Raw genomic sequence first — 17875 nt, forward strand, 5'->3', positions numbered from 1 at the left:
GCAAGCGAGTGTGTCGATCGAGGAGGCGCTCGACGCGACACGGACCGGCGATATTTGGGTGTTCCGCGGGCGCTCGGGCCCGGACCGGCTGATCCAGACGTTGTCGAACAGCCCGGTCAACCATGTCGGTATGACGTTGGCCATCGATGATCTGCCGCCACTGATGTGGCACGCGGAACTGGGCAACAAGCTCACCGATGTGTGGACGGGCGACAACCATCGGGGCGTGCAATTACACGATGCCCGCGAGGCGATCGAGCGCTGGGCACACGTGTATGGGCAGCGGTGCTGGCTGCGCCAGCTCAGCCCGCGGGTGAGCCGTGAGCAGGAGGACATCGCGCTGCGTGTGGTGGCGCGCATGGACGGCACGCCGTTTCCAGCGACCGCGCGGTTGACGGGCCGCTGGATGCGCGGCCGGCTGCCGACGGTCAGTGACCTCACGCGTGGACTTCCCTTCGTGCACAAGAAGGTTCGCGAGGCGGCCGAGCGCGATATCCAGAAGAAGCGGCAGGCCGGGCTGGAGACCGCGTTTTGTGCCGAGACGGTGGCGATCACCCTGGAGGAGATGGGGTTGCTCGTCACCGAGAAGCGTTCGAACTACTTCGATCCGGGATCGTTCTGGAGCGGTGACAATCTGCCGTTGGCGCCCGGTTATTCATTGAGCAGGGAAATCGCTGTCGACGTGCCGGCGGCTAGCTGACTCGATCCGCTCGGGTGTAGATGTTCATGCTGTCCTCTCGCAGGAATGCCACCAGCGTCATCCCCGATTGTGCCGCGAGATCCACAGCCAGGGACGAGGGCGCCGACACCGCGGCCAGAATGGGAATGCCTGCCATGGTTGCCTTCTGGGCGAGTTCGAAGGAGGCGCGCCCACTCACCAGCAGCACAGTCCCGGTCAGTGGCACCTTGTCGTTTTCGAGTGCCCACCCGATGACCTTGTCCACCGCGTTGTGCCGGCCGATGTCCTCGCGCACCGCCAGCACGGTCCCATCCAGGGTGAACAGCGCGGCCGCATGTAGCCCGCCGGTCGTCGCGAAAACCTTTTGTCTCGAGCGAAGTTTGTCCGGCAGGCCGGCCAGCGTGTTCGATCCGATGGTGGACGGGTCGTCACCGGGGGAGAAACGGCTGATGGTTCGCACCGCGTCCAGCGAACCCTTGCCGCACACACCGCACGAGGACGTGGTGTAGAAGTTCCGCGTCACCGTGGGGTCCGGCGCGGCCACGCCCGGGGCGAGAGCGACGTCCAGAACGTTGTAGGTGTTCAGGCCATCGGGTCCCTCGCCCTGGCAGTACCGCACGGTGAGCAGGTCGTCGCGGCTGGCAATGACCCCCTCGGTGAGCAGGAAGCCTTGAGTGAGTTCGACATCGGAGCCGGGAGTGCGCATGGTGACGGCCACCGCCTGCCCGTTCACCCGAATTTCCAGGGGTTCCTCGACCACGAGTGTCTCGCTGCGGTCGCCACGCCCCACGCCCTCGATGCGCCGGACCTTGCGCCTGTCGGTGACCCTACCCACGGGCGACCAATCGGATCACGACGGCCTTGGACACCGGAGTGTTGGATCTTTCCGCGACATGATCAAGGGGGACAAGCGGATTGGTTTCCGGATAATACGCGGCGGCATTGCCGCGCGGGGTGGAATAGGGTACGACAAGAAAGTCCTCGGCCCGGCGTTCCTCGAGTGTGCCGTCGGACCCCGGGTATTCGGACACCAGATCAACCCGCGAGCCCTCAGACAACCCAAATGCCGTCAGGTCTTCCGGGTTGACGAAGACCACGCGCCGACCCCCCTTCACGCCGCGATAGCGGTCGTCTAACCCGTAAATGGTCGTGTTGTATTGATCGTGACTGCGTAACGTCTGCAGTACCAGACGCCCTTCGGGCACCGGCACCCACTCCAGCGGTGCGGCGGAGAAGTTGGCCTTACCCGTGTGGGTGGGGAACTGGCGATCGTCACGTGGCGGGTGTGGCAGCGCAAAGCCGTCCGGCCGGCGCACCTTGGCGTTGTAGTCGGCACATCCGGGTACCACCCGTGAGATCGCGTCGCGAATGGTGTCGTAGTCGTCGGCGAAACGTTCCCAGGGCACGGGATGCGCGGGTCCCAGGATTGTCCGGGCCAGCTCGCACACGATGGCGACCTCGCTGCGCAGCAGCGTGCTCGGCGGGTGCAGACTGCCGCGTGAAAGATGCACCATGGACATCGAATCCTCAACGGAAACAAGCTGTTTACCCGACTTCTGGATGTCTTTGTCGGTGCGTCCGAGAGTGGGCAGGATGAGTGCGGTGCGACCGTTCACCAGGTGGCTGCGGTTGAGCTTGGTGGAGATCTGCACGGTGAGGGAGCAGTTGCGCAGCGCGGCCTCGGTGACGGCGGTATCGGGCGTCGCCGAGGCGAAGTTGCCGCCCATCCCGATGAAGACACCGACCTTGCCGTCCCGCATGGCCCGGATCGCGTCGACAGTGTCGAACCCGTGCTTGCGGGGCGTGGAGATTCCGAACTCGGAATCCAATGCGGCCAAAAATGATTCGGGCATCTTCTCCCAAATACCCATGGTGCGGTCGCCCTGGACGTTCGAGTGGCCGCGCACCGGGCACACCCCGGCACCGGGCTTGCCGATCATGCCGCGCATCAACAGCAGGTTCGTCGCCTCGCCGATGGTGGCCACCGCGTGCCGGTGCTGGGTAAGCCCCATTGCCCAGCAGAAAATGGTGCGCTGTGAATTGGCCAGCATGTCGGCCACGGTCCGGAGCTGGTCCATATCGATACCCGTTGCCCGGGTGACGGTTTCCCAGTCGACGGCGCGTGTGCGCTCGGCCCATTCTTCGTAACCCGCACAGTGTTTTTCGATGAATCGCCGGTCGACGATGCGCCCCGGGCTGGCGTCTTCGGCCTCCAGTAGCAGTCTGCCGAGCCCTGCGAACAATGCCATGTCGCCGCCGAGGCGGATCTGCACGAACTCGTCGGCAATCGCCACACCATGGCCGACGACGCCGTGGACCTTTTGCGGATCCTTGAATCTGAGTAGGCCCGCTTCGGGCAGCGGATTGACGGCAATGATCTTGGCGCCGTTGGCTTTCGCCTTTTCCAGTACGGACAGCATGCGGGGATGGTTGGTGCCGGGGTTCTGGCCCGCGATGAGGATTACGTCGGCGTGCTCAACATCGGGCACCGACACCGAGCCCTTGCCGATACCGATCGAGTCCGTCAGTGCCGTGCCGGACGATTCGTGGCACATGTTGGAACAGTCGGGCAGGTTGTTGGTGCCCAGGCTGCGGACCAGCAGCTGGTAGCAGAATGCGGCCTCGTTACTGGTACGGCCCGAGGTATAGAAAACCAACCGATCGGGGTCGTCGGCCGCCCTGATCTCGTCGGCGATGAGCGCATAGGCGTCGTCCCAGTCGATAGGGCGGTAGTGCGCTTCACCCGGGCGCAGCACCATCGGGTGGGTTAAGCGGCCTTGCTGGCTGAGCCAGTATTCGGGTGCCTGCCGAAGTTCCTCGACGGAGTGTTCTGCGAAGAACGCGGGGGTGACGGTGCGTGTGGTGGCCTCCTCGGCGACGGCCTTGGCTCCGTTTTCGCAGAACTCAGCGAGTTTGCGGTGGCCGGGGGTCTCCGGCCAGGCGCAACCGGGGCAATCAAAGCCGTGACGCTGATTCAGCTTGGTCAGTGTCGCGGCGGTGCGTAGCGGTCCCATTTGTTCGATACCGCGTTGCAGGGAAACCCCGACCGCCGTCAGTCCCGCCGCCACGCTCTTGGCCCCGGTAACGGCGATATCGGCCTCGGCGTCTCCGCTGGGTTCGGCCTGCCCGTCGTGATGGGCTGTCGGTATCCGGTGCCCGGTCATGGTTCTCATTCTGGACCTGTGGTGCCATTCGGGCGCCACAACCCCTGCTGACATTTCCGCGGTGGACGGTGCGGGGGAGTAACCAAGCAGATGCTTGGCTGATCCTTGTGATTTGCCTCACGTCTACCGGCGGGTAGCGCGGTAACGGCACTGGCCAGGCAGCGGGAATAGCTCGACAGGTGTCAAGTTTTGCACCTGAGGGTATGCCCTGGTCAAGGTCAGCGGTGTGAAAGTGCAATAATCGGTACCGAGAGTGACAGAAAACTCTGCTGAATGGTGGCGTACGTACCGTCACCGCCAGAGTTCGTCGTGAAAGGTAGGTCACCGGTGGGCGACGGAGCCGTATCGGAGAAGCTGGAAAAAGTCGTCATCCGGTTTGCTGGAGACTCTGGCGACGGTATGCAGCTCACCGGAGACCGATTCACCTCCGAGGCTGCGATCTTCGGCAACGACCTCGCAACCCAGCCGAATTACCCTGCCGAGATCCGCGCCCCTCAGGGCACGCTGCCCGGTGTCTCCTCTTTCCAGATTCAGATTGCCGACTACGACATCCTCACCGCGGGCGACCGGCCCGATGTGTTGGTGGCGATGAACCCGGCGGCGCTGAAGGCGAACATCGGCGACCTGCCGCGCGGCGGCATGGTGATCGCCAACTCCGACGAATTCACCAAGCGCAACCTCGCCAAGGTCGGCTACCAGTCGGATCCGCTGGAGCATGACGATATGTCCGACTACGTGGTCTATCAGGTGCCGATGACCACCCTGGCGCTCGGCGCGGTCGAGCCTGCCGGTGTCTCCAAGAAGGACGGCGCGCGTACCAAGAACATGTTTGCGCTGGGGCTGCTGTCCTGGATGTACCACCGCCCGCTGGAGGGCACAGAGCAGTTCCTGCGCGAGAAATTCGCGAAGAAACCCGACGTGGCCGAGGCCAACATCCTGGCCTTCCGGGCGGGCTGGAACTACGGCGAGACCACCGAGGCATTCGGAACCACCTATGAGGTGGCCAAGGCGTCACTGCCCGCCGGCGAATACCGACAGGTCTCCGGTAACACCGCGATGGCGTACGGCGTTGTCGCGGCGGGCCGGCTCGCGAACACCAAGGTGGTGCTCGGCACGTATCCGATCACCCCGGCCTCGGACATCCTGCACGAGCTGAGCAAGTACAAGAACTTCGATGTACTGACCTTCCAGGCCGAAGACGAGATCGCCGGAATTGGTGCGGCCCTTGGTGCTTCGTTCGGAGGTGCCCTGGGTGTCACGAGCACCTCGGGGCCCGGCGTGGCGCTCAAGAGTGAGGCCGTGGGCCTGGCGGTGATGACAGAGCTGCCGCTGCTGGTCATCGATGTGCAGCGCGGTGGGCCGTCGACAGGCCTACCCACCAAGACCGAGCAGGCCGACCTGTTGCAGGCCCTGTACGGCCGCAACGGCGAGTCCCCCATCGCGGTGCTGGCCCCTCGTTCGCCCTCGGACTGCTTCGACATCGCCATCGAGGCCGTGCGGATCGCACTGACCTACCGGACTCCGGTGATGATCCTGTCGGACGGCGCGATCGCCAACGGCTCCGAGCCGTGGGCAATCCCGGATATCGCAAGCTATCCGGCAATCCAGCACACCTTCGCCTCTCCTGACCAGGATTTCGCACCTTACAACCGTGATCCGGAGACGCTGGCTCGTCAGTTCGCCGTTCCCGGAACCCCGGGTCTGGAGCACCGCATCGGTGGTCTGGAGAAGGCCAACGGCTCGGGCAATATCTCCTATGACCCGGCCAACCACGACCTCATGGTGCGGTTGCGCCAGCTCAAGATCGACGGAATCACGGTGCCGGACTTGGAGGTTGACGATCCGACCGGTGACGCTCAGCTCCTCATGATCGGCTGGGGCAGTTCGTACGGCCCGATCGGTGAGGCGTGCCGGCGTGCCCGTCGTAAGGGACTCAAGGTTGCCCACGCGCATCTACGACATCTCAACCCCTTCCCGCAGAATCTGGGTGAGGTGCTCCGCAAGTACCCCAAGGTGGTGGCGCCGGAGATGAACATGGGCCAGTTGTCACTGCTGCTGCGCGGCAAGTATCTGGTGGATGTGCAATCGGTGACGAAGGTGCAGGGTATGGCCTTCCTCGCCGACGAGGTCGAAGAAATCATCGATGCGGCCCTGGACGGGTCGCTCGCCGAAAAGGAAAGTCAGAAGGCTGTTCTCGCGCGTGAATCCGCGGTGGCCGTAGGGGATCGAGCATGACCGACTTGTTGAACGAAGCCAGCACCGCGAACGGAACCGGCAGCCTGAACGGACTGGAGCTTGGCCTGACCGCAAATGCTCTGGTGCCGACCACCGATGAGGAGCAGAAGGCGAAGGACTTCACCTCCGATCAGGAGGTGCGCTGGTGCCCGGGCTGCGGTGACTACGTCATCCTCAACACCATCCGTGGCTTCCTGCCCGAGCTTGGCCTCAAGCGCGAGAACATCGTGTTCATCAGCGGTATCGGCTGCTCCAGCAGGTTCCCGTACTACTTGGACACCTATGGCATGCACTCGATTCACGGGCGTGCCCCGGCCATCGCGACCGGTCTGGCATTGGCTCGTGAGGACCTGTCGGTGTGGGTGGTGACCGGTGACGGCGACGCGCTGTCGATCGGTGGTAACCACCTGATCCACACCTTGCGCCGCAACGTGAACCTGACCATCCTGCTGTTCAACAACCGGATCTACGGTCTCACCAAGGGGCAGTATTCGCCGACCTCGGAGACGGGCAAGGTCACCAAGTCCACGCCGATGGGCTCGTTGGATTACCCGTTCAACCCGGTGTCGCTGGCCCTGGGCGCCGAGGCCACTTTCGTTGGGCGAGCGCTGGACTCGGATAAGAAGGGTCTGTCCGAGGTGCTGCGCGCGGCTGCCGCGCATCGTGGGGCGGCGCTGGTCGAAATTCTGCAGGACTGCCCGATCTTCAATGACGGGTCGTTCGATCTGCTGCGCAAGGAAGGCGCCGAGCAGCGCGTCATCAATGTGCGTCACGGCGAGCCGATCACCTTCGGGGCCGAGGGTGAACTCTGCGTCATCCGTTCAGGTTTCGGCCTTGAGGTGGCCAAGACCGCGGACGTGAAGGTGGAGGACATCGTGGTGCACGACGCGCATTCGGATGATCCGGCCTATGCCTTTGCATTGTCACGGCTGTCCGAGCAGGACTTGGAGCACACCGTGATGGGCGTTTTCCGTAGCGTGCAGCGCCCCACCTATGACGATCTGGCTCGTGAGCAGCTGACTGCTGCTGCCGCGGCCAAGCCGAGCGACACCGCCGCATTACAGGCGCTGTTGACCGGTCGCGATACCTGGACCGTCAGCTAGGCACGCATGCTGCCGGGCAATGGTGCCGGCGGCACGCGGTTCGGTCTCTTCGTCGTCCTGCGCTTGCGGCGGCTGGATTTCTCTTCGCGCGCGATATGCGGTTGCTCTCGTAAGATGCAATGACGTTGACGTTGCGGGCCGGTCAAACTGGCGTGGGAACGCAACCTTCATGCCCGAGATGTGAGGTGAGAAGGCCGTGAGACAGTCGCTGATTGCGGTACTGGCAGCAGTGGCGGCGGTCGCTGTCTCGTTGGGCGGGGCGGTGGTCGCGGCGGCCGCTCCCGGCGCCGGCAATGCCAACGACGTCATCAACGAGCTCAAGGCCAACGGCTATCGGGTGATCATCACCAAGAGCGGGGCCGGAGATATGAGCAAGTGCACGGTCACCTCGGTGGAGAAGCAGTCTCCGGTGACGGATGTGGGTGCCGGGCGCGATGCCCAGAACTATCCCACCACCGTTCCGGTGACCTCGCGCAAGATCGCCGTGGTCGCGCTGCGCTGCTGATCAACACTCGGTCGGGCGGTGAAATGGCTTCTCCGCCAAGGCCTTTCCGCATATTGCGCAAAATTGGTGAATGTGACCCTTTTTTGGGTGAAACAATTGTGCCGCAATTGATAAATGGCAAATAGTGTTGCTCCTGATAAAAGAGTGAATATAGTGAATTTGTCAATGTGCCACGCCGCATGTTGTTGAAGTTCCTATTGTGACCCAAGTGATTTGCCGCCATGGTGGCACGGCTCACAAAATCGACGTGATCTGACTCACTAAGGCCAGGTGGGGGCGACTCTAAGAGAACCTGAGAATTTCCTAAGCGACCTGCGGTTAGTCGCTGAAGATTGGCTCTGTAATTGTTTTGTTATTGGTTTGGTATCCGCGTGTCGCGAGATGACTTTCGCAGAATGGTTCCGTACGGTCCGATCGTCAACAAATTGGAGCAAAGCTCCCAACCGTGAACCCTGTGTGTAAATGGGGCCAGTAATGCCGCCAGGCGGTCACTGGCCGCCGGCCGCCACGTGCCGGTGAGGCAGCAGCCGCCTCCCTTGTCGCGCCCGACCGAGACGGCGCGATCCGACGAAGATGTCCGCCTCCTGGGAGGCGTACCTGAGCCCGCTGCGGTATCCGCGAGCGGGTGTGGTCGGTGCGTGCCCGGCGAGAGGAAAGACATGAAGTACGTCCGCAAAACGCTCACCACCCGTGCCGTCCTGTGGGCCATGGCCCCTGCGCTTGTCGCGGCTCCGATGGCACTGGCTGGAACGGCGAGTGCGGATCCGGTCAACTGGGATGCCATCGCCGCATGCGAGTCCGGTGGCAACTGGGGGATCAACACCGGAAACGGCTACTACGGCGGTCTGCAGTTCAACCTGGGCACCTGGCGCGCCAACGGTGGCTCCGGCTCTCCGCATCTCGCCTCGCGCGAGGAGCAGATCCGGGTTGCCGAGAACGTGCTGGCCCGTCAGGGGATCGGTGCATGGCCCGTCTGCGGGCGGCGCGGCTAGACCCAGGGAAACACAGAACCACCTCCGACACGCCACCAGGAGCGGATCCCCGCATCTTGGTGGCGTGTTGGCATATGTGCGTACCTTTCTTGCATGAACCAACTCGCGGCGGTGGTACTCACCGGCGGGGCATCGCGGCGCATGGGGCGCGACAAGGCGACTCTTCGCTGGTGCGGGGAGACTCTGGCGGGGCGCGTCGTGCGGACGGTGGGCTCACGCTGTGCGCCGGTGATTGTGGTGTGCGCCCCCCATCAGGACGTCGGCGATGTGCGGGCCATCGTGATCGAGGATCTGTGGCCGGGGCAGGGGCCGCTGGTGGCGATGGGGCAGGGACTGCGGGCTGCCGCAGAAAGGGGAGCGGGTCGGGCCTTCGTCTGCGCAGTCGACATGCCTCTGGTTGCCCCGGCTCTGATTGACGAGCTTGCGGCGGGCGGCGATCGCATCGTGCTCGCCACCGCGGGCGGCCGGGACCACTATCTGGCCGCCGTCTATGACGTAGGCCTATGCGAGACCATTGATGAATTGACCACGGCCGGCGAGCGCCGCCTCGGCACGCTCGTCGAGCGCGTTGGTGCCCAACGAATTTCGATATCCGAGCCGAAATGGATCGTGAACGTGAACACAGCGGCCGACCTGGCGGCGTTGCCACCCTTACCCTGACAGTCGTGTCACATTCACATACCCATTCCCACGCTCATCATGGCCTGGGGCCGAAAGGAACCGCGCCCTTCGATTCCACTGCGGCCCGGATAGTGGTGGGCTTGCTCGCCGCAATGGGTATCGCTGTTCTCGTTGGGTTGGTTGCCCTGTGGCCCGAGCATCGCACGGTGGATATTCCGCTGCCGTACCAAAATGCTCATGGCGGAGCGGTAACCACCGAATCGGGCACCGTGCTGGCGACACGCCTCGGGGAATGCGGCAGCCCGTCGACAGGGCAGGTGCTCACCGCCGACCCCGCGGCGGGGCAGACGCCGGATTCGGCATGTGCGCTCGACCTCATCGCCATCACCTCCGGCCCCAATTCCGGCGCCAAGACCCAACTTGAGTTCACCGCAGGCGGTGGGCAGCCGACTCTTGCTGCCGGAGAACACATCCGGATCACCAGGCAGGTCGATGCTCAGGGCGCGACCAGTTACAGCTTCTACGACTACGAGCGGACCTGGCCGCTGATCGCGGTTGCCGCGGCCTTCGCGATCGTCATCTGCCTGGTGGCGCGCTGGCGCGGATTGCGTGCCTTGGTCGGTATCCTGGTGGCCTTCTTGGTGCTTGCCGTCTTCCTGCTTCCGGCATTACGCGATGGCGGCCCGGCATTACCGCTGGCCCTGATCGCGTCGGCGGCGATTCTCTTTGTGGTCATCTATCTGGCGCACGGCGTGAGCATGCGCACCAGCGCGGCGCTACTGGGCACCCTCACCGCGATGCTGCTCGCGGCGGGGCTGTCGTGGGCCGTCATCGAATTGACTCATCTGACCGGCCTGTCGGATGAGCAGAACAATGAAGTCGCCGCGTATATGGGCGGGGTTTCTATCTCCGGGCTGCTGCTTGCCGGATTCATCATCGGGTCGCTCGGTGTTCTCAACGACGTCACGGTCACCCAGGCGTCAACGGTCTACGAGCTCGCCGAATTGGGCGACGGCTCCAGCCGCAGGGATATATTCCTGGGTGCCATGCGGGTGGGGCGCGATCACATCGCCAGCACGGTCTACACCCTCGTCCTTGCGTACGCCGGAAACTCACTACCCCTCATGCTGCTGTTCAGCGTCGCCAATCGGTCCCTGGGCGACGTGCTGACCAGCGAGGGTGTGGCGATCGAGATCGCCCGGTCCGCGGTGGGCGGTATCGCGCTGGTGCTGTCGGTGCCGTTGACCACCGCTATCGCGGCGGCCCTGGCGACGCCGGGCAAGGTGCGCACGGGGGCCTAACCGAAGGCGCAGAACTCGTTGCCGTCTGGATCGATGAGCACCGTCCAGCGGATGTCGGTGTCGGGACCGCGCAGAGCCCGAGCGCCCTCGCGTACCAACTCGGCGGCATCGCCGTGCACATCCCAGTGCCAGCGGTTCTTGACCACGCGCGCGTCGGCAACCCGGACGAATTTCCAGATCAGATCGCCCCAACCGGCCGCCTCGCGCAACCAGCGCAGGGTTCCGTCGGGGCCGGGGGCGAGTGTGCCGCCGACGCGGTCGTGCCACCAGCGCGCTATTTCGGCAGGTTTGTCGCTATCGGTGCAGAGCGCGAAGAGCCTTGCCGGTGTATCGCTTTCGAGATTTGGGTCGAGGAAGACGCAGAACTCGTTGCCCTCGATGTCCGCCATCACCACCCGGTCCGGCTCGTGTTCTTCCAGCAGTGTTGCGCCCAGTGCGACGAGGTCGGCTACGGCGCGGGTGTATACATCGAAATGCACGCGGTTCTTGACGCCCTTGGCCTCCGGCACGCGATTGACCCAGATGTCGACGGCCTTGCCGCGCCGAATGAACGCCTCCCCGGCGTCGTCGACATCGACCTCACCCCCGATGGCGGCGGCCCAAAATTTGGCGACGGGCACCGGCGACGTTGCGTCGATGCAGAAATCCTTGAGGCTGGCACTGGCCGCGGGATGGGATCCGAGATCAGACACAAAGGAATCCTAGGGGCGAACCGCGAGATTACCGGCCTCATATCCGGCAATGCTGCTCAGCTGCCGCCAGAAGACCGAGGCTGGTATCCGGGCCGAGGCCCGGGTCAACAGTCCGCCTACCACCGCGGGCCGGGCGAACGTCACATTGCCGATGTGGCGGCTCCGGCTCACCACAGCGCGGGTGCGCGACCTGCGACGGCGCGCATATTCACGGAAAGCGCTTGGCAGAGATGAACGTTCAGATATCGCGACGCTGAGTACCGCGGCGTCCTCCAGGGATTGGCAGCCGCCCTGTCCCAAGTGTGGGCGCATGGGATGCGCCGCGTCGCCCACCAGCACCACCCTTCCGCCGGCGACCCGCCGTAGGCGACCGCGGTCATAGACATCGCCGCGCAGCACCGAGGACTCTCTGCTTTGGCGCAGCAGGCGCGGGATCGGGTCCGCCCAGTTACCGAACTTCCGTGCCAGGTACTCGATTTCGCCGTCGGGGGCGCGTTGCGCTTCCAGGGATCGTTCACCGGCGAACCAGTAGGTGCGACCGAGAGACAGCGGCAGGTGCCCGAATTCGATTCCCGGTCCCACAGTGAGGCCGGCCAGCTCATCCGGAATGGAGATATCGGCGATACCGCGCCAGGCGGTGTAGCCGGAGTAGCGGAACGCGAGGGGTCCGTTCAGATATTGCGCGACGAGCGAACCGATCCCGTCGGCACCGATCACCGCGGCGGCCGTGAGCGATTGGCCATCGGCCAGCTCGACGGAGGTGCCGTGCAGGCCGTCCCGAACATTGCTTACCCGGGCGCCGTAGCGGACGGTCCCCGGCGTCAGCCGGTTCGCCAGAATCGCCAGGAGTTGATTGCGGTCGGTGACCGCGACAGGCTCGCCCACGGCCTCGGTGAACTTTCCGCTGGGAGGCTCCCGCAGAATTCGCCCGTCGTACCAGCGCATGGTTCCGGCCTCGACCCGTGCGCTTGCGGCACGCACGTCCTCGCCGATACCAAGCGCATCGCACGCTGCTAATGCGTTGGGCCACAGGGTAATCGCGTAGCCGGCGGAGGTTCCGTCACGGTCGTCGACAACCACGACATCACGCCCGGACTGTTGTATCGCGACTGCGGTGGCAAGACCGGCAATCCCGGCGCCAACCACGACGATGTGGTCGCTCATAGCTTGACGTTATGGGTGGACCCCACAGCGGTAAAGGGTCTGGGGTTGTGATGTTCGGCATTCGTTCACTCGGGGCTGATCTGCTTGGCTAAGGTTCACCAAACCCCAGAAATCTAGGAGGAGACCCATGGCCACACTCGACGAGCTGCTCAACGAGATCCCCACCGATCAGATCGCAGCGAAGCTCGGGGTCGACAACGAGACGGCCGACAAGGCGATCAAGTCCGTGGTCCCGCTATTGGTGGGTGGGCTGCAGGCCAACGCCGATGACCCGGATAAGGCCGCCGATTTGCAGGCCAATGTCAACAGTGCCCCCAGTACGCTCCTTGACGGTGGCGTGAATGTTGATGACGTCGACCAGCAGGCGGGCAACGCGGTGGTTGCTTCGCTGTTCGGCGACAACAACGCGGACGATGTGGCCGCGAAGCTGGCGGGTGCCGGCGCGGGGAACAGCGACCTGATCAAGCAGCTGCTACCGATCCTGACCCCGATCGTGCTGGCGTTTGTTGCCAAGAAGCTCACCGGCGGCGGTGCGGCGGCCGCGCCTGCCGAGGCGCCCGCGGCCAGCGGTGGCGGCATCGGCGACATCCTCGGCAACATCCTGGGCAGTGCGGTCGGTGGCGGGGCAGCCGCGGGCGGAAACAACCCGCTCGGCAGCATCCTGGGCAGCGTACTCGGCAGCAAGGGCGGCAGCGACGCCCTCGGCAGCATCCTCGGCGGGCTGCTCGGCGGCAAGAAGTAGTCACCCAGTCTCAATCGGAACGGCCCGGCGCCCCAGGGCCCGGGTCGTTCTGTCATACGGCGTCCCGCCCGCCCGGATGGACTGCACCACCTCCATGCGGGCAGCCGCGTCGATCGCCTAAAACGCCCGTGAAAATCCGACTGGACCGGCAACCCTAGAATCTGATGGGTGACCCAAACCCCTGATACGAACGCCGCCAGCTCCCTACCCACCTCATGGGATCCGGGTGCGGTAGAGGCGGAGCTCTACCAGGGCTGGGTCGACGCCGGATACTTCACCGCCGACCCGTCCAGCGACAAGCCCGGCTACTCGATCGTGCTGCCGCCCCCGAATGTGACCGGCAGCCTGCACATGGGCCACGCGCTGGATCACACGCTGATGGACGCGCTGACGCGCCGCAAACGGATGCAGGGCTACGAGGTGCTGTGGCTGCCCGGTATGGACCATGCCGGTATCGCCACCCAGAGCGTGGTGGAGAAACAGCTTGCCGCTGACGGGAAGACCAAAGAGGACTTCGGTCGCGAGCTGTTCATCGAGAAGGTGTGGGACTGGAAACGCGAGTCCGGCGGCACCATCGGCGGGCAGATGCGCCGTCTTGGTGACGGTGTGGACTGGAGCCGCGACCGATTCACCATGGACGAGGGCCTGTCCCGCGCCGTGCGCACCATCTTCAAGAAGCTGTTCGACGCCGGACTGATCTACCGGGCGGAACGACTGGTCAACTGGTCGCCCGAACTGAAGACCGCGATCTCGGATCTGGAGGTCAAGTACGAAGAAGTCGAGGGCGAACTGGTCTCGTTCCGGTACGGCTCTCTCAACGACAACGAGCCGCATCTGGTGGTGGCGACCACCCGCCTGGAGACGATGCTCGGTGATACCGCCATCGCGGTACACCCCGATGACGAGCGGTACCGGCACCTGATCGGTACCGAGCTGGCGCACCCGTTCCAGGACCGCAGCATCCCGATCGTCGCCGACAACCATGTCGATCCGGAATTCGGCACCGGTGCGGTCAAGGTCACACCCGCGCACGACCCGAACGACTTCGAGATCGGGCTGCGGCATAACCTGCCGATGCCGACCATCATGGACGTTCACGGCCGGATCTGTGACAGCGGAACGCAATTCGATGGCATGGACCGATTCGAAGCACGTGTCAAGGTGCGCGAGGCGTTGGCCGAGCAGGGCCGCATCGTCGCCGAGAAACGTCCCTATCTGCACAGCGTGGGGCATTCCGAGCGTTCCGGTGAACCCATTGAGCCGCGCCTGTCCATGCAGTGGTGGGTCAAGGTCGAGTCGCTGGCCCGAAAAGCAGGAGACGCCGTCCGTTCCGGTGACACCGTGATTCATCCGGCCAGCCTGGAGCCGCGCTGGTTCGCCTGGGTCGACGACATGCACGACTGGTGCATCTCTCGTCAGCTGTGGTGGGGCCACCGCATCCCGATCTGGCACGGCCCGGGCGGCGAGATCGTGTGCCTGGGACCCGACGAGGCCGCCCCCGAGGGCTACGAGCAGGACCCTGACGTGCTCGACACCTGGTTCTCCTCGGCGCTGTGGCCGTTCTCCACCATGGGTTGGCCCGAGGCCACCCCGGAGCTGGAGAAGTTCTATCCCACAAGCGTTCTCGTCACCGGATATGACATCCTGTTCTTCTGGGTGGCGCGGATGATGATGTTCGGCACCTTCGTGGCCGATGGCCCCGCACTGCATGGCGGCAAGGTGCCCTTCGACAACGTCTTCCTGCACGGTCTGATTCGCGATCAGTTCGGTCAGAAGATGAGCAAGTCCAAGGGCAACGGCATCGATCCGCTGGACTGGGTCGAGATGTTCGGCGCGGACGCGCTGCGCTTCACCCTGGCCCGCGGAGCCAGCCCCGGCGGTGACCTGTCCATCGGCGAGGACGCGGCCCGCGCCTCTCGTAACTTCACTACGAAGTTGTTCAACGCCACCCGTTTTGCGTTGATGAATGGTGCCGCGCTCGGTGAGCTGCCCGATGTCGCCGAGCTGACCGACGCCGACCGGTGGATCCTGGGCCGCCTCGAACAGGTGCGGGCCGAGGTGGACGGCGCACTGGACCGGTACGAGTTCAGCGTGGCTTGTGAGGGGCTGTATCACTTCGCGTGGGACGAGTTCTGTGACTGGTACCTGGAATTGGCCAAGGTGCAGATGGTCGACCGTGCCGAGAGCACCCGCGTTGTACTCGCCACGGTGTTGGACACGCTGCTGCGGTTGCTGCATCCGGTGATCCCCTTTGTGACCGAGGTGCTGTGGAAGTCCGTCACCGGCGGTGAGTCGGTGGTCATCGCCGCCTGGCCCACCGGCTCGGGTATCGAGCTCGATGGCACTGCCGCACAGCGCATTGCCGACATGCAGAAACTGGTGACCGAGGTCCGCCGATTCCGTAGCGATCAGGGTCTGGGGGACCGGCAGAAGGTCGCGGCCCGGCTTTCCGGCGTTGGCGAGGCCGGGCTGGACGACCAACTCGCCGCCGTGACGTCGTTGGCCTGGCTGACCCCGGCCGAGGAGGGCTTCAGCCCGACGGCCTCGGTGGAGGTCCGGTTGTCCGGCGCCACCGTGACCGTCGAGGTCGACACCTCTGGCACCGTGGACGTCGAAGCCGAGCGCCGGCGGCTGGAGAAGGACCTTGCCGCCGCGCGCAAGGAACTGGACGGCACCACAAGCAAATTGGGTAACGATGCGTTCTTGGCCAAGGCCCCGGAGGCGGTCGTGGAGAAGATTCGGGTTCGCCAGCAGGTGGCTACCGAGGAAGTCGAGCGGATCACCGCCCGTTTGGCGGCGCTGGCGTGAGTGAACCACTGAGTTCGGAGCCTTCACCCGACGAGATCGCGGCTCTGCTGCAGATCGAGTATCTACTCGACCAACGCTGGCCCGAAACCAAGATCGAACCGTCAACCGATCGCATCGTGGCCCTCATGGAATTGCTGGGCTCGCCTCAGCGCGCGTATCCGTGCATCCATGTTGCGGGTACCAACGGCAAGACCTCGGTGACCAGGATGATCGACGCGCTCTTGACGGCACTGCACCGGCGCACCGGCCGCACCACCAGCCCGCATCTGCAGTCCGCGGTGGAGCGCATTGCCATTGACGGACAACCGATCTCGCCAGCGAAGTACGTGGAGATCTACTCCGAGATCGAACCGTTCGTGGAGCTGGTGGACAAGCAGTCGCAGGAGCAGGGCGGACCCGCGATGAGCAAGTTCGAAGTGCTGGTCGCCATGGCTTTCGTGGCGTTCGCCGACGCGCCCGTCGATATCGCCGTGGTGGAGGTCGGGCTTGGTGGGCGCTGGGATGCCACCAACATCATCGACGCCCCGGTCGCCGTCGTCACCCCCATAGGCATCGACCACGTCGAGTTCCTCGGACCAGACCTGGCCTCGATCGCGAATGAGAAGGCCGGAATTATCAAGCGGCACAAGCTTGACGCGATGACCGGTGAAGCCGGCGCCGATACGGTCGCGGTGATCGCCCAGCAGCAGCCGGAGGCGATGGAAGTGCTGCTGCGTCAAACGGTGGAAGCCGACGCGGCCGTCGCACGCGAGGGTTCGGAGTTCGCGGTGTTGTCCCGGCAGGTGGCGGTCGGCGGCCAGCTCCTGGAATTGCAAGGTCTGGGCGGGGTGTACCCGGAGATCTTCCTGCCGCTGCACGGTGAGCATCAGGCACACAACGCGGCGGTGGCACTCGCGGCAGTCGAGGCGTTCTTCGGGGCGGGGGCCGATCGTCAGCTCGACATCGAGGCGATTCGCTCGGGTTTCGCCTCGGTGATCATCCCGGGACGCTTGGAGCGGGTGCGTAGTGCTCCCGCGGTATTCCTGGACGCCGCCCACAATCCGCATGGGGCCGCCGCACTGGCCGAGACCCTGCAATCGGAGTTCGACTTCCGACGTCTGGTCGGCGTCATCAGCGTGATGGGCGACAAGGATGTCGCGGGAATTCTGGGCGCACTGGAACCCGCATTCGACGAGATCGTGGTGACGCACAACGGATCTCCCCGCGCGATGGAGACGGACGCGCTGGCGGGTATCGCCCTGGAGATCTTCGGTGAGGATCGCGTCGTGGTGGCGCCGACATTGCTCGATGCGGTCGAGACGGCCACCGCGATGGTGGAGGAGGCCGCCGAGGACGGGGGAGCGGAGGGCTTCTCCGGCACCGGCATCGTGATCACCGGATCGGTCGTCACCGCGGGTGCCGCACGGACCCTGTTCGGAAAGGATCCGCAATGAGTGATCCCGAGGACGGCATCGAACCCCGCGCGGACCAGAATGTCGCCGGCGCGGCTCCGCCAGATCCCTGGCGGAGTTTCCGCGGCGTGATGGCGGGCACGCTCATCTTGGAGACGATCGTGGTGCTGCTGGCCATCCCGGTGGTGAAGATGGTGGGCGGGGGACTTTCCCCGCTATCGCTGAGCTACCTCATCGGGGTCGTCGTCGCCCTGGTTCTGCTGTGCGGTATGCAGGGCCGGCCGTGGGCGCTACAGGCCAATCTGGCACTGCAGCTGGTCCTCGTCGCCGGGTTCTTGGTGAACGCCGCGGTCGGCTTTGTCGGACTGTTGTTTCTCGGCGTCTGGCTGCTCATCTGGTACATGCGCAACCAGGTCCGCGACCGTCAGAGCCGCGGCGAGCTGCCGGGTCAGCAGGGCAGCGCTACCGACCAGTAGGC

The 17875-nt window shown here is 64.7% G+C and carries 15 protein-coding genes; 11 read left to right on the top strand and 4 right to left on the bottom strand.

Annotation, left to right across the window (positions count from 1 at the left end):
- Positions 1–10 precede the first annotated feature (10 nt).
- The gene (locus MAB_RS08210) at positions 11–700 is read left to right on the top strand and encodes a hypothetical protein (RefSeq protein WP_005093122.1); all 690 of its coding nucleotides are present in this window, start codon (positions 11–13) and stop codon (positions 698–700) included.
- Here the strand turns inward: MAB_RS08210 and fdhD are convergent.
- Both fdhD and MAB_RS08220 read right to left on the bottom strand, forming a co-directional pair.
- Positions 693–1514, bottom strand: coding sequence for a formate dehydrogenase accessory sulfurtransferase FdhD (gene fdhD / locus MAB_RS08215; RefSeq protein ID WP_005084892.1), 822 nt, complete (start codon positions 1512–1514; stop codon positions 693–695). The genes MAB_RS08210 and fdhD overlap by 8 nt on opposite strands.
- Entirely contained in the window at positions 1507–3843 is a 2337-nt protein-coding gene (locus MAB_RS08220) for an FdhF/YdeP family oxidoreductase (RefSeq protein ID WP_005110168.1), read from the bottom strand. Before MAB_RS08220 ends, fdhD begins: the two co-directional genes overlap by 8 nt.
- Positions 3844–4116: 273 nt before the next feature.
- On the opposite strand from MAB_RS08220, the gene MAB_RS08225 reads away from it, so the two are divergent.
- The 6 genes from MAB_RS08225 (at position 4117) to MAB_RS08250 (ending at position 10600) form a co-directional block, all read left to right on the top strand.
- On the top strand, positions 4117–6078 hold the full coding sequence (locus tag MAB_RS08225; protein WP_005096563.1) for a 2-oxoacid:acceptor oxidoreductase subunit alpha: 1962 nt from the start codon (positions 4117–4119) through the stop codon (positions 6076–6078).
- Positions 6075–7181 carry a 2-oxoacid:ferredoxin oxidoreductase subunit beta gene (locus MAB_RS08230; protein WP_005084896.1) on the top strand — a complete coding sequence of 369 codons (1107 nt, stop codon included), beginning with the start codon at positions 6075–6077 and terminating at the stop codon, positions 7179–7181. Before MAB_RS08225 ends, MAB_RS08230 begins: the two co-directional genes overlap by 4 nt.
- A gap of 196 nt (positions 7182–7377) precedes the next feature.
- Positions 7378–7686, top strand: coding sequence for a hypothetical protein (locus MAB_RS08235; protein WP_005060178.1), 309 nt, complete (start codon positions 7378–7380; stop codon positions 7684–7686).
- Positions 7687–8345: 659 nt separating this feature from the next.
- Positions 8346–8678 carry a transglycosylase family protein gene (locus tag MAB_RS08240; RefSeq protein ID WP_005084899.1) on the top strand — a complete coding sequence of 111 codons (333 nt, stop codon included), beginning with the start codon at positions 8346–8348 and terminating at the stop codon, positions 8676–8678.
- Positions 8679–8771: 93 nt separating this feature from the next.
- Positions 8772–9338: a molybdenum cofactor guanylyltransferase gene (mobA, locus tag MAB_RS08245; protein ID WP_005084901.1), complete on the top strand. Its 567-nt coding sequence runs from the start codon at positions 8772–8774 to the stop codon at positions 9336–9338.
- Positions 9339–9343: 5 nt separating this feature from the next.
- Positions 9344–10600 (top strand): YibE/F family protein, encoded by a 1257-nt coding sequence (locus MAB_RS08250; RefSeq protein WP_005114158.1) that lies wholly within the window; start codon positions 9344–9346, stop codon positions 10598–10600.
- Here the strand turns inward: MAB_RS08250 and MAB_RS08255 are convergent.
- The gene (locus tag MAB_RS08255; RefSeq protein WP_005110169.1) at positions 10597–11292 is read right to left on the bottom strand and encodes a VOC family protein; all 696 of its coding nucleotides are present in this window, start codon (positions 11290–11292) and stop codon (positions 10597–10599) included. The genes MAB_RS08250 and MAB_RS08255 overlap by 4 nt on opposite strands.
- Before the next feature lie 9 nt (positions 11293–11301).
- Positions 11302–12456 carry an FAD-dependent monooxygenase gene (locus MAB_RS08260; RefSeq protein WP_005110170.1) on the bottom strand — a complete coding sequence of 385 codons (1155 nt, stop codon included), beginning with the start codon at positions 12454–12456 and terminating at the stop codon, positions 11302–11304.
- A gap of 127 nt (positions 12457–12583) precedes the next feature.
- On the opposite strand from MAB_RS08260, the gene MAB_RS08265 reads away from it, so the two are divergent.
- From MAB_RS08265 to MAB_RS08280, 4 genes are all read left to right on the top strand, one after another.
- Entirely contained in the window at positions 12584–13198 is a 615-nt protein-coding gene (locus tag MAB_RS08265) for a DUF937 domain-containing protein (RefSeq protein ID WP_005060195.1), read from the top strand.
- A 168-nt stretch (positions 13199–13366) separates the two neighbouring features.
- Positions 13367–16006, top strand: coding sequence for a valine--tRNA ligase (locus MAB_RS08270; RefSeq protein WP_005110171.1), 2640 nt, complete (start codon positions 13367–13369; stop codon positions 16004–16006).
- A complete protein-coding gene (folC, locus tag MAB_RS08275) occupies positions 16003–17439 on the top strand; it encodes a bifunctional tetrahydrofolate synthase/dihydrofolate synthase (RefSeq protein ID WP_005110172.1) in 1437 nt (478 codons plus the stop codon). Before MAB_RS08270 ends, folC begins: the two co-directional genes overlap by 4 nt.
- Positions 17436–17873 carry a DUF4233 domain-containing protein gene (locus MAB_RS08280; RefSeq protein ID WP_005074540.1) on the top strand — a complete coding sequence of 146 codons (438 nt, stop codon included), beginning with the start codon at positions 17436–17438 and terminating at the stop codon, positions 17871–17873. Before folC ends, MAB_RS08280 begins: the two co-directional genes overlap by 4 nt.
- Positions 17874–17875 lie beyond the last annotated feature (2 nt).

The organism is Mycobacteroides abscessus ATCC 19977 (genome assembly GCF_000069185.1).
In the GTDB taxonomy this organism is placed as follows: Bacteria; Actinomycetota; Actinomycetes; order Mycobacteriales; family Mycobacteriaceae; genus Mycobacterium; species Mycobacterium abscessus.